Below are 12385 nucleotides of genomic sequence, written 5' to 3'. Positions count from 1 at the left end.
CATTTGGTTTCACGACCGGGTATCGGGTGCGGCGACTCTCGCCGACTTAGGGTCAGGACCCATTACTCACACCGTCGAGGTGCCCGAATGGCGAACATATCGGGCCAACTCGCCCGCCGGGAAGGCTGGGTGCCTTTCCAAGGGCGAGTTGGTTCGAGATGGAAGCCATTCGGGCGTCCCGCAGGGATTTGACCAAAATGGCCCGGCACTTCGTCGGGAAGTCTGGAAATATCGGCATATTCCTGCGCCTTCCCTTCTCGTGCTGAGCCATTTTGCTTCAAACCTTGACGGTGTGAGTAATGGGTCCTGACCCTAACGCCGGATGGATTGACGACAGTGCCTGAATCCGAAGACAGGCAGCGGCGCTGTCATGGCCGGAAGGTGATTGCGGGCAGGGTCGCCTTGTCGGTCAAGACCGGATCGTCGGCCGCGCGGTTGACGGAGACCTGATAAGCGCCCGCCGCGCGCGACCATTGGCGTCGCGTCGTGTCCCACGAAGCCAGAATGCGCGGCTCGGCCTGGAGGGTGACATGGCGCGTCTCGCCGGGGGCGAGTTCTATCCGTGCAAATCCCGCCAGCCGTGCAGGAGAGCGAGTGCCCTGTCCTTTTGCTGTGGGCAGCGAGACGTACAGCTGCGGGACTACTGCCCCAGCCCGCGATCCGGTATTGGTGACATCGAAGCTGGCCGAGATCGTACGGCCTGCCTTCACACTAAGCCCGGCATAGCGGAACTGCGTATAGGACAGTCCGAAGCCGAACGGGAACAGCGGCTTGAGCGCTTTCTTCTCATACCAGCGGTAACCGACGTCGGCACCTTCGGGATAGTCCACCGCGATGGCGAGGGCCGTAGTGCCGCCGCTACTGCCCGCGTTGGAGGCGGCATCGTGCTCGGCGACCTGGGCAAGCCCCACCGGTGCAGGGCGCGGGGCCTGATCGGCCGAGGCCGGGAACGTGATCGGCAGGCGGCCCGAAGGGTTCACTTTACCGAAGATCACGTTGGCGATGGCTTCTGCTCCGCGCTGGCCCGGATACCATGCCGCGAGCACGGCCGGTACTTTGCCGAGCCACGGCATAAGGACCGGGCCGCCGGTCTCCAGAACGACGGCAGTATGCGGATTGGCAGCGGCGACCGTCTCGATCAGCGCATCCTGATGATCGGGCAGGGAGAGCGAGGTTACGTCTTCTGCTTCGGTGCGCCACTGGGTCGCGAAGACCAGCACGAGATCCGCGCCCTTGGCCGCGCGAGCGGCAGCTTGCGGGTCGCTGCCGTCGACATAGGAGACATCGGCCTGCGGGGCTAGGGCGCGAATGGCCCTGAGCGGCGAAGAGTTATGCCAGGTGATCCGCGCGAACGAGGATGCCGGTCCCGACTTCAGCGGAATTTCCACCGGCACGCCCCCGGTCGAGCGGACCTGGCTCGATCCGCCGCCGGACAGCACCCCGACATCGGCATGACCGCCGATCAGCACGATACGCCGCGCTGTGGTGGCAGCGGGCAGCAGCGCGCCTTCGTTGCGCAAGAGGACGATGCCCTGCTCCTCGGCCTTCTGCGCGACACGCGCATGGGCGTCGGTGTCGATCGGCTGGACCGTCGAGGGCGAGGGGTCGTCGTAGAGACCGCTGGCGATCACGCCGGTCAGGATGTGGCGCACCATCGCATCGAGGCGGGCCTGCGGCACTGTGCCCGCAGCGAGGGCCGCGCGCAGTTTGTCGCGAAACCAGTCACCATCGTCGAGTTCGGCGCCGGAATCCTGATCGAGTCCGGCATTTGCCGCCTTGGCGGTGGAATGGACCGCACCCCAGTCCGACATGACCCAGCCCTTGTAGCGCCAGTCACTGCGCAGGACATTGGTCAGCAGTTCGTGGTTTTCGCAGGCATGATCGCCATTGATCTTGTTATAGGCACACATGACTGAAGCAGGGTGCCCGGTCTCGATGCCGATCTCGAAGGCCAGAAGGTCGCTTTCATGCAATGCGGCCTGACCGATGCGGGCATCGTAGACCATGCGCCCGGTTTCCTGCGCGTTCAGGGCGAAGTGCTTGATCGTCGAGACGATGTGGTTGCTCTGCACGCCGCGGATCTGCGCGCCGACGAGCGTTCCGGCGAGCACCGGGTCCTCGCCCAGATATTCGAAGTCGCGTCCGCCCCACGGGTCGCGGGTCAGATTGACGCCGCCTGCCAAGAGCACGTTGAAGCGCTTGGCGCGCGCTTCCGCGCCGATCATCGCGCCGCCTTCCTCGGCCACCTGCGGGTTGAAGCTGGCAGCCGTGGCGAGGCTGGAGGGAAGGGCGGTCGCGGTATCGCCGGGGCGCTGGTTGACCTGATTGGCAACGCCAAGGCTGGCATCGCTTTCGCGCAACGTCGGGATGCCAAGGCGCGGGATGCCCACCATCTCGCCTGCCGAGGGGATGAGATCGTCCGGCGCGCCGGGCTTGCCCTTGGCAAGCGGGGGAAACCATGTGCGCACCATCTGCAGCTTCTCGTCCTGCGACATCGCCGCGACCAGTGCTGCGGCGCGGGCTTCGGGCGAGCGGGCACGGTCCTGCCAGATGGGTGCCGCCTTGGGGCGGTCTGGGCATTGGCCGGAGCGGACGGCAAAGCCTGTCCAAGCACGAGCGCAAGCAGGGGGAGAGCGACGGGAAGGGCACGCATGGAACAGCCTTTCAGGCCGGGCACACGGGGCAGGCTCGGCCGAAACGGGAGGACCGGCAGGCGATCGCTGCGGTCTCGATACAGGAAGGGAATGCGGCCGCCCACGGGAGGAAAGGACGTGGACGGCCGCATCGGGCTCGCTCAGATCTTGGCGCGCAGACGCACGCCCCAGGTCCTGGGCGGCTCGTAGTTGGACATGAACACCGGCGTCAGGCCGCTGGTGGCCCCGGCGACGCTTGCGCCGGTGCGGATACGCTTGTCGGTCAGGTTCTCGACGAAGACTTCCACGCCGTAGCGATCATCGGGCGACGAATAGGACAGCCCGAGATCGACCTTGGCATAGGCCTTCTGCTTATCGAACCCGGTACCCAGCAGGCCTTTGCCCGCCTGGTCGTCCGCATCGTAGCGCGAGGCGACGTCGCCGTTGAAGTAGCTCAGCCAGCTGCGCGTTTCATAATGAACGGTGGCGCGCGGGGTCAGGCGGGCACCGCTGCCGAACAGGAAGTCGTGCTCGTAGCTGCCGGTCATCGAGAAGTGCGGAGCGTGCGGCAGTTCGTTGCCCTTCAGGTTCTCGATGGTCGAGCCGTCCGCCTCGACGTTGTAGATGCGGTTGTCGACGGTGTAGAGCGTGTCGAATTCGGTGTGCTGGTAGGTCGCGGCCAGGTTCAGGCGATCGTTGTCGGTCAGGCGGGCTGCCAGTTCGGCTTCGATGCCCCAGGCCTTGGCGCCCTTGGCATTGGTGGTGATGATCTGGCTGGCGGTGACGTTGCCGTCATCGTCGCGGGTGGTGACGGCCTGGTTGACCTGATAGCCCTTGAAGTCCTCGTAATAGGCCGCAAGGTTCAGCGTCGCACGACCGCCGAACAGCCGCGATTTCGAGCCGATTTCATAGTTCGTCAGCGTCTCCGGCCCGGCGAGCAGGCCACCGTCCTCGATATTGCCCGACTTGAAACCGGTGCTGACGCTGCCGTAGACCATGGTCGAAGGCGTAACCTGCATGTCCGCGCGGGCCAGCCAGGTCAGCTTGTGCCAACTGCCCTTGGTGTCGTTGTTGGAGATACCCCACAGATCGCCATAGCCCAGTGCCTCGCTTTCGGCATTGAGCGCATCGAGCACGTCGGTTGCATTGCCCGCACCGTTGTTGGCGATGTTGAACACACCGGGAAGGTTGGGCGTCGCATAGCAGTTCGGATTGGCGTTGTTGGGCGCACCGCAATACGTGATGTTGCGACCGCCGATGTCCTGCTTGGTATCCTTGGTATAGCGCAGGCCACCCGTCAGGTTGATCTTGTCGGTCGCATGCCACACCGCCTGACCGAAGGCGGCGCGGGAATCGATCTTGCGGTCCGCCTGGATGAAGCTGCCGGCCCAGTTGAAGGTGCCGTCGCGATAGCCGTTTCGCTGGTCGATATCGAAGCGGATCTTGTTGACTTCGTGGCTGTAATAGCCACCCACGATCCAGTCGACGGCATTGGTGCCGGTGGACTTGAGCTGGACCTCGTGGCTCCAGAAGTCATAGCGCGAATAGGCGGTGCGGTTCTCGCCGAACTGGCCGCTGGGCAGGACCAGGCTGCCGGTATCGTCGAGGTAGGGCACATAGGCGCCGCCGTCTGCATCCGAATCCGCCGTGCCGCCCACGCGTGAGAAGCCCGCGATGTAGACCGCCTCGACCTTGTCGGTGAGATCGTAGCTCATGTTCGAGCGGATCCCCCACGAATAGCGGTCGGTCTCGGGCGCGGTGTCGACCAGCGCGGACCAGAACTTCTCGCCCGCGCGCGGGGTCTGCATCAGCTGCAGGATCGGCGATCCGGTATCCTTGTACCATTCGCCCGAGAGGTTCCAGTGGAAGCGCCCCAGATCCCAGAGCGCCGAGAGGCGCGCCGAGGTCTGGTTGCCGGCGTCGTACTTCTTGCCGCTGGTGACATAGGCCGAACGGTTGATGCCGGGGACGTCGGGCGCATCCTGATAGTCGATGTAGCCATCGTGACGGTCGGTGATGAACGCGGCGCGCACTGCAAGGTTGTCGGTTACGGGAATGTTGACCATGCCCTTCACGCCCATGCGGTTATACGACCCGGCAACCGCCTCGACACTGGCGTGGAAGGCATCGAACTGGGGCTTGGCCGTTATCAGGCTGATTGCACCGACAGTGGCATTGCGGCCGAACAGCGTACCTTGCGGGCCGCGAAGCACTTCGACGCGCTCCATATCGTACATCAGTACCGAAGCACCCTGCGCGCGCGGGCTGTAGATGCCATCGACATACATCGCGACTTCGGGATCGGCCACTTCGGTATAGGCGGAATCGTTGCCGATGCCGCGCATCGTCAGCAGGATGCCGCCCTGATCGCCCTGCTGGGCGAAGTGCAGGCTGGGCACGAAATCGGCCAGGCCCTTCACGTCCTGCACCTGATTGCGGTCCAGCGAATCCTGGCTGAAGGCCGAAATAGCGATCGGCGTCTTTTCCAGACTGGTGGCGCGCTTGGTCGCCGTCACGATGATCTCGGCGATCTGACCATTGTCGGCAGCGGGCGCAGCGGCACGCGGTGCGCCTTGCGGAGCTGCCGTGTCCTGAGCCTGTGCAACGGTGGCGAAAAGCAGGCCGGAGGCAAGCGCCGTGCCTGCGGCAAAGACATGCCGTTTCATTCATCTCTCCCCTGTATGCGCCCGCTTCGGCGGGCTTGGCGGCGTCATGACCCGAATCTGACATCGATGTCAAAATATTTCTGACATCGATGTCGTAAATTTGCACATTGCCGCAACATCGCCTTGCATGACGCGGTTTGCCGGCTAGGGTCAAACCATGGAGAGCATAGCGGCGACAAGGCAGGAAAACCGGCTGTTCGGGCTGCTTGTGGGCGTCTATCTCGGCGGCGGGGCGATCAACTCCATGGTCAACCTTCTGGTGCCGCGGCTGGCGCTGACCCTCCACCTGAACCATGCCGAAGCGTTGCTGGTCCATTTCGCGTTCTATTCCAGTTACCTGCTTTTCGCGTTTCCGGTGACGCTGCGCTCCATCCCGATGGGGTACATGCGCTCCATTGCGACAGGGCTTGGCATCATGGCAGGGGGATGCCTCGTTTTCGCGCTGGCCCATGCCAGCCGCAGCTTCGCCGCCGTGCTGGGTTCCTTGCTGGTCATTTCGCTGGGCGTGACGTTCCTGCAGATTTCCGGCAACGCGGTGACGACGGTGTTCCGGCGGGCCGGGGGCATGGCGCCCCGCTATACGCTGCTACAGGCTTTCAACGCGCTGGGGACGGTGCTGGGCCCGTTGATCGGTGCCCGGTTCATCCTGAGCGTGGAGGGCGGCGTGATGGGCCCCACGCTGCCGTTCCTTGCGGGCGCGGTCTTGTTTGTCGTGCTCGCCGTACTGTTCATGCGCAACGCTGCGCTGGCACCGCTGTCGCCGCGAGGCGATGCGCCCACTCCCGCACCCACTCCAGCCCTGAGGCGTCTGGCCGCGCTGGCACACAGCCCCTGGATGAGCGCAGGCGTGCTGGCGATCTTCTGCTATGTCGGCGCGGAAGTGACGATCGCGACACTGGCGGTCGAATACCTGATGCGTGCGGATATCGTGAACGCCGCGCCGGTGATGGCCGGGAGCATGGTCAGCCTGTACTGGGGCGCCGCGATGCTGGGACGGTTTGCGGGGGCCTGGCTGGTCCGGTTCGCAGGTGCCGCGCGCTTGCTGGCGAGTGCGGCGCTGGGCGCAGGGGGGCTTGCGCTGCTGGCAGCAGGGCTGACGGGCTGGGCAGGCGCGGTTGCCTTGCTGGGTATCGGCCTGTTCAATTCGGTGATGTTCCCGCTGGCCTATACGCTGGCGCTCCCGGCGGACGAGGGCGATGTGCCGCTCGCCTCCATGCTGTTGTGCATGGCCTGTGTCGGTGGTGCGGTTATTCCGCTGTCGAGCGGTATTATCGCCGATTACGCGGATCTGCGTATCGCGTTGCTGCTTCCGGCCCTATGCTACGGGGTCGTTCTCTGCTTCGCTCTCGCGCATCTGTCGCGTATTCGGAAAATCGCATGGCCGTAACCATCAAGGATGTCGCCGCTCGCGCCGGTGTGTCCGCCAAGACCGTCTCGCGCGTGCTGAATGGCGAGGCCTATGTGCGCGAACCCGTGCGTGAGGCCGTGCTTGGCGCGATCGAGGCGCTGTCCTACCGCCCCAACGTCTTCGCGCGTGGCCTGTCGAGCGCGCGGTCCTATCTGATCGGGCTGTTCCTCGACGATCCAACGTGGTCGGGCTATGCCGCCGGTCTGCAGCGCGGTGCGCTCCATCGGTGCCGCGCGCGGCATTATCACCTGCTGGTCGAACTGGTGGACATGGAAAAGCCGGGGTTCGAGGCAGAGATGCTGGCGAGCATATCGGCCTTGCGCCTCGATGGCGTGATCCTGACCCCGCCGGTCTGCACCCATGAAGGACTGCTGGCCCGTCTGGAGACGGCAGGCCTGCCATACGTGCGCGTTTCTCCGGGCCAGACGCCGCAGCGCTCAGGCTCGGTGGACATCGACGACGTTGCGGCAGCGGCGGAGATGACTGCCCATCTGATCGCGCTGGGCCATCGCGACATCGCCTTTATCGAGGGTATTCCGGATCATGCCGCTACGCCCAAGCGTCGCGCCGGGTTCGAGCAGGCGATGCAAGCGGCAGGCCTTGGCGTGCGCGACGATTGCATTGCTGCGGGCGACTTCACCGTCAATGGCGGCCGTCTGGCCGGTGAACGGCTGCTTGCGCTCGATACACGGGCCACGGCGATCTTCGCCAGCAACGACGACATGGCGCTGGGCGTCATGGCGGCGGCGGCGCGGCGCGGGATCGTGGTGCCGCACCAGTTGTCCGTCGCCGGTTTCGACGACAGCTATTCGGCGCAGATCGCCTGGCCGACGATCACCACGATCCGGCAGCCGATCATGGACATGGCCGGGGCCGCAGTCGACATGCTGATTGACCGCCAGTACCGCGACGAGCCGCACGGCCCCCAGTGGAACCGGGTGCTCCCCTATGAACTGGTCGTAAGGGACAGCACCGCGCCGCCCGCCTGACCGGCAAGGCGGCGCAGTCCTGTCAGAGCGGCTGCATCAGAAGATCCGACGCAGCGACAGCAGCACCGTCCGGCCCATCGGGTCGAGGTAGTCGCCCTGATAGGCGTAGGGCGTCGCGCCGGTTCCGTCGGTAACGTGCTGGCGCTGGTTGAAGATGTTCGTGACCGACAGGCTGACGCGCGTTCCCTTGGCCCATGCCTTGCCGGGGAAGCGGTTCTGCAGGTTCGCGAACAACCGGTAGTCCAGCTTGAACAGCGAGGAGAAGTGCAGGTCGCCAGTGCCTGTGGAGGTCGTGTCGCCCACGACCTTGGTCGCGCTCTGCCATGTGCCTTCGAAGCGCATGCCCAGCCCATTGTCGATCACGCCGATCTGGCCCGTCACCTTGTGCTGCGGTGTCGCGCTGCCGGTGATCGTACCGCCGTTGAGCAGGTCGATGGTCTCCCCGTCCTGCGTCAACTGTACATCGTCGCGCAGGATCCACGTATGATAGAGCGAGGCGAGCAGGCGCATGCCGTTGTCGCTGCCGCCGGAGAACCCGCGTCCACGGAAGCCGCCGGGGCCACCCGGTCCGCCGAAACCACCGGGACCGCCCGGCCCACCCGGCCCGCCGGGACCACCGCCCGGAGGAGGGCCGAAGCCGTCTGGCGGAGGGCCGTGATCGCCATCGGGACCACCCGGTCCACCGAAGCCGTCCGGCGGCGGTCCGCCGGGAGGTCCGCCGAAGTTGTCTCCGCCTTCACCGGGGCGCTGCCCGGTGACAGTGATGTCTCCATCAGGCGGTGACTGGTGATCGTCGTCCGAGGTCGATGCCGCCCTGCCATCTGCCGCCTTGTCGCCAGCAGGCTTCTGCGCGGTATCGCCACCGTTCTGCCGCTCTTCCCAGCGTCTGCGCCATTCGCCCGGTCCGCCTGCGCCGGCCCATGGCGGGCGGGCAGGGCGCTTGGGTTTGCGCAGTTCGGCGGAGAGATTGAAGCCCCAGCGCAACTGCTTCACCCGCTCTTCGTAGACATTGATCGGGCGCGCATCGACTTCGGTGAGGTTGCCGTCGGAATCGCGGGTAAAGCGATCCGGGAAGGCATCTTCGAGCGCTTCGGTGACACCGCCCGGCGAAATGATCGCGTTACGGTCGCGGCTGTCGGCGTAATTGACGATGAAATTGAGCTTGGGCGTGCTCATGATCTGTGCCGTCAGTCCGACCTTGAAGGTGTGACGATCGTCGGCCTTCAGACCGGCATTGCCGCCGGTCACGCTCGTTACCAGCACCGATTGGCCGGTGACGTAATCGTAGACGCGCACATTGCTGGTGGTCAGCGTCGGGTCGGACAGGTTCGCGACGGTCGGCGCCTGCCGGTCCTCGTTCATCGCCGCGACCAGCGAGATCGTCGAGGTCGGCTTCCAGGTCAGGCCGTAGCCGAAGGTCCCCATGCTGCCGAAGTTCGAGACCTGCGTGACGCCGCCGTTGAAGTTGGCGCTCAGCGTGCCAAGGAAGCCAAGCACGCCGTTCTTCTTGCTGGCGATGGGCAGGTCGACGCTCAGCTTGGCGATGCCGTCGGTGCGGTTGCTGTCCGAACTGCTGATATCGCCGTTGCGTACCGAGGTGGAGGACTGCTGGGTAAAGTCGCCGCCCATCCGCAACGATACGCCCATGTCGCCTGCCGGAAGGCGCAGCAGCTTGCCGAACAGCAGGACACTGGCGCTGCCGGTATCGTTGTTCGACTTGGCGCGGTTGGTCAGCATCGAGCCCAGAAGGTCGTTGGGCAGCGTGCCATAGGGGTCGACCGAAGTATCCCCCGCAGTGATGTCGTCCTGCAGCGTATCGGTATCGAAGCCGGTGCCCGAATGGGTGTCGGTCTCGGTGTGGGTATAGCTCGCGATGGTCGAGAGTTTCCAGCGCGTGTTGAGATCGTAGTTCAGCGTGCCGCCTGCCGAAACCGTCCCGGTATCGGTGGTCTGGCGCAGGGCCTGGTTGTTCAGATAGCGGGTGATCGTCGATTCGCTGCCGGTCGTGTTGTACGGGTTGTCAGCCGGGATCGTCAGGTCGCCGGTGGCATAGCCGTCCAGCGCATTGCTGGTCTCGTAAGAACCGCGCAGGTTGATCGAGCCGTTCAGCGAGCCGCCGAAATCGTGGGCAATGCTGCTGTTGAGTGTGTAGGTGCGGGTCGAGGGTTGCAGCGTGCGGCCAGCGCGATCATCGGCAATGCCGCCGGCCTCGGTCACACCGCTGGTGGAATCGGGCGTGATGCTGCGATCGCTTTCGAGGATCGCGGCCTGCGTCTGAACCCGGCCGACGATATTCACGCGGTCGTTATCGTGGATTCGCGTATATGTGAATGCGCCCGAGGTTTCGCCCCCGCCGCCCTGCGCGGACATGCCGCCCGACAGGTTGACCGACTTCGAGAGGAAGTGGCGCTTCAGGATGATGTTCACGACCTTCTGCTGCGCGTCATAGCCATACTTGATGGCCACTTCCTCGGGCAGGATGTCGACGCGCAGGACCGACTCGACCGGCAGGTCGCCGATCTCATTGACGCCAGAAATGCGCTTGCCGTTGACCAGGATGACCGGGCCGCTGGAACTGTCGCGGCCCTGGATCGAGGTGGTCTGGTCGGCGATTTCGTCGAGCAGGTCGTTGATGGAATCGACACCGTAGCTGGCGATGTCGGCCTGATTGATCTGGTTTTCCGGCGCGATGTCGCCGATCACTGATCCCGGCATGGCCTGCCCGGTGACGACGATCTCGTCCGTGTCGCCCGGATTGGTCGAGGCAGGGGCGGCCTTCGCCGCCGTTGTCGCTGCGGCTGGGGCGGCAGGCGCATCGGCTGCGTAGGCCGTGCCTCCGAACCCGCCGATCAGCCCCAGAGTGCTGGAGCCCAGCAGCAGGCACAGGCCCAGCGATGGCCGGTTGATCGGGGCGGGGCGGGGCTGCGCGGGCGTTGTCGCTCCTGGCGCGGTGGGCGGGGTCCTCATGGATCGCAGCGCTAAGCCCTGGCGCGAACCCCGCCTATCCTCACTTGGTAAGAAATTGTAATGAAGGCGACAGAATTGCGAAATGGCAAGATCTGACAATTACTTGCCGCCTTCCTCGGTCAACGTACCTTCAGCAGTACCGAACCATGCGCCGGAACCATGAAGCCGGTCGCTGACGAGGAGGCGCTCTTGCCGGTCCACAGATCGCGGATCGAGGTGAGCCGGGGGCGTCCCGCGTCGGTGGCGGCAAGCGTGATCCGGGTCGGCGCATCACCGCGATTGAACAGCGCGACGGCAACCGATCCATCGGCGAGCGGCTTGCTCCAGACCTCGCTCGTCCCGTCCTTGCGCACGGCATGCCCTTGAATGCCAAGGCGGTCCTGATCGACGGCGATCACCGCGCGGTTGGAAAGGATCGCCAGAGCCTCGGGCGTGGTCTTGCGAAGATCCTGCCCCATCAGCAGCGGCGCGGCGGACATCGCCCACAGCGTCATGTGGGTGCGATACTCGGTCGCCTTCATCCCGCCATTACCGATTTCGAGCATGTCGGGATCGTTCCAGTGGCCCGGTCCTGCCCATTCCGGTTTTCCGTTATGGTCGAAACCGATACGCGCCATATCGCCCCAGGTGTCGGTAATGTCGCCGGTCGTGCGCCACAGGTTTCCGCCGACCGAAACGCCCCACTCGCCTACATCGAAGCGCCCATATTCGCAAAGGCTGTAGAGGATGTCGCGGCGCGTTGCGCGAAGCGCGGCGCCCATCTCGTAGTAGCTGCGCAGCACTGTATCGCGGTCGGCATAGAACCATTCGCCCGAACACAGATCATACTTGAGATAGTCGACACCCCACCCGGCGAAGGTCCTGGCGTCCTGCTCCACATGGCCGTAGCTGCCGGGATAGCCTGCGCAGGTCTTGGGGCCTTGCGACGAATAGATGCCCAGCTTCAGCCCGCGCGCATGGACGTAGTCGGCCAGCGCTTTCATGTCGGGAAAGCGGCTGTTGGGCTGGAGAACGCCCGAAGCATCGCGCTCACCCTGCCAGCCGTCGTCGATATTGACGTAGCGATAGCCCGCATCGCGCAGGCCGCTGGACACGAGATAGTCCGCCATCGCCCGCACCGTTGCATCGTCGATATGGTCGGCAAAGGCGTTCCAGCTGCTCCAGCCCATCGGCGGCGTTTTGGCCAGACCGTTGGGCGCAAGCACATGCGCCTGTGGCAGTTCGGTTGCATGGAAGGTTCGCGCGGCAGCCTCCTCGGCGGTGCCGCGACGGCCGTCTTCCTCGTGCTCGGTGGACCAGATCTTGCCCTTCAGGTGAACCCCGCCACCGGCAAGCCGTGCCGTCCACACTTGCGTCGGCGCCTTGGCGTCGTTGATGTTGCGCATGGTGAAGCTGAGCGTGTCGCCTTGACGATGGACGTCGGCCATCGGCATGGCGCCGTACCAGGCGGTGGTGACGGTCCCGGCGAGATGTCCGCCATCGTCGGACACCTGCATCATCGTCACACCGGGATAAGAGGGCGCGCCGTCGAATATCCAGCTGCCCGCAAAGGCATCGGGCGTGGCCTGTGCCTGTACGGCGGCAGGGGCGAAAGTTGCGCCGATCAGCGCACAGAAGGCAAGCAGGGTCGATCGCACAAGCATGGTCCTTGTGTTCGGGATGGTGTTCGGGAGGCCGCCTTGGCAGCGGCGGGCTTGGAAGGACGTCTGCGCCGGGGAGCAA

At 65.0% G+C, this 12385-nt stretch carries 6 protein-coding genes; 2 read left to right on the top strand and 4 right to left on the bottom strand.

The genetic code is table 11. The features are described from left to right. Nucleotides 1–368: 368 nt before the first annotated feature. Nucleotides 369–2495, bottom strand: coding sequence for a beta-glucosidase family protein (locus CI805_RS18330; RefSeq protein ID WP_260928126.1), 2127 nt, complete (start codon nucleotides 2493–2495; stop codon nucleotides 369–371). Between the two features lie 299 nt (nucleotides 2496–2794). Next, complete coding sequence (locus tag CI805_RS18325) at nucleotides 2795–5299, bottom strand: TonB-dependent receptor (RefSeq protein ID WP_260928125.1); 2505 nt, start codon at nucleotides 5297–5299, stop codon at nucleotides 2795–2797. Between the two features lie 157 nt (nucleotides 5300–5456). Here CI805_RS18325 and CI805_RS18320 point away from each other — a divergent pair, with 157 nt between their 5' ends. Both CI805_RS18320 and CI805_RS18315 read left to right on the top strand, forming a co-directional pair. Next, nucleotides 5457–6686, top strand: coding sequence for an MFS transporter (locus CI805_RS18320; protein WP_260928124.1), 1230 nt, complete (start codon nucleotides 5457–5459; stop codon nucleotides 6684–6686). Further along, nucleotides 6677–7696 carry a LacI family DNA-binding transcriptional regulator gene (locus tag CI805_RS18315; protein WP_260928123.1) on the top strand — a complete coding sequence of 340 codons (1020 nt, stop codon included), beginning with the start codon at nucleotides 6677–6679 and terminating at the stop codon, nucleotides 7694–7696. Before CI805_RS18320 ends, CI805_RS18315 begins: the two co-directional genes overlap by 10 nt. Nucleotides 7697–7732: 36 nt before the next feature. On the opposite strand, the gene CI805_RS18310 is transcribed toward CI805_RS18315, so the two are convergent. Together CI805_RS18310 and CI805_RS18305 are read right to left on the bottom strand one after the other, a co-directional pair. Beyond that, complete coding sequence (locus tag CI805_RS18310) at nucleotides 7733–10663, bottom strand: TonB-dependent receptor (protein WP_260928122.1); 2931 nt, start codon at nucleotides 10661–10663, stop codon at nucleotides 7733–7735. Nucleotides 10664–10782: 119 nt separating this feature from the next. Next, on the bottom strand, nucleotides 10783–12300 hold the full coding sequence (locus CI805_RS18305) for a glycoside hydrolase family 27 protein (protein ID WP_260928121.1): 1518 nt from the start codon (nucleotides 12298–12300) through the stop codon (nucleotides 10783–10785). Nucleotides 12301–12385 lie beyond the last annotated feature (85 nt).

The sequence above is a fragment of the Novosphingobium sp. 9 genome (assembly GCF_025340265.1).
In the GTDB taxonomy this organism is placed as follows: Bacteria; Pseudomonadota; Alphaproteobacteria; order Sphingomonadales; family Sphingomonadaceae; genus Novosphingobium.
Note: the sequence above shows the minus strand (reverse complement) of the source record. Positions and strands in the feature narration are given on the sequence as shown.

Bases quoted from the DNA above. Each gene is read 5' to 3' on its own strand.
- CI805_RS18330 (WP_260928126.1), bottom strand. From the start codon at position 2,495: ATGTCGCAGGACGAGAAGCTGCAGATGGTGCGCACATGGTTTCCCCCG.
- CI805_RS18325 (WP_260928125.1), bottom strand. From the start codon at position 5,299: ATGAAACGGCATGTCTTTGCCGCAGGCACGGCGCTTGCCTCCGGCCTG.
- CI805_RS18320 (WP_260928124.1), top strand. From the start codon at position 5,457: ATGGAGAGCATAGCGGCGACAAGGCAGGAAAACCGGCTGTTCGGGCTG.
- CI805_RS18315 (WP_260928123.1), top strand. From the start codon at position 6,677: ATGGCCGTAACCATCAAGGATGTCGCCGCTCGCGCCGGTGTGTCCGCC.
- CI805_RS18310 (WP_260928122.1), bottom strand. From the start codon at position 10,663: ATGAGGACCCCGCCCACCGCGCCAGGAGCGACAACGCCCGCGCAGCCC.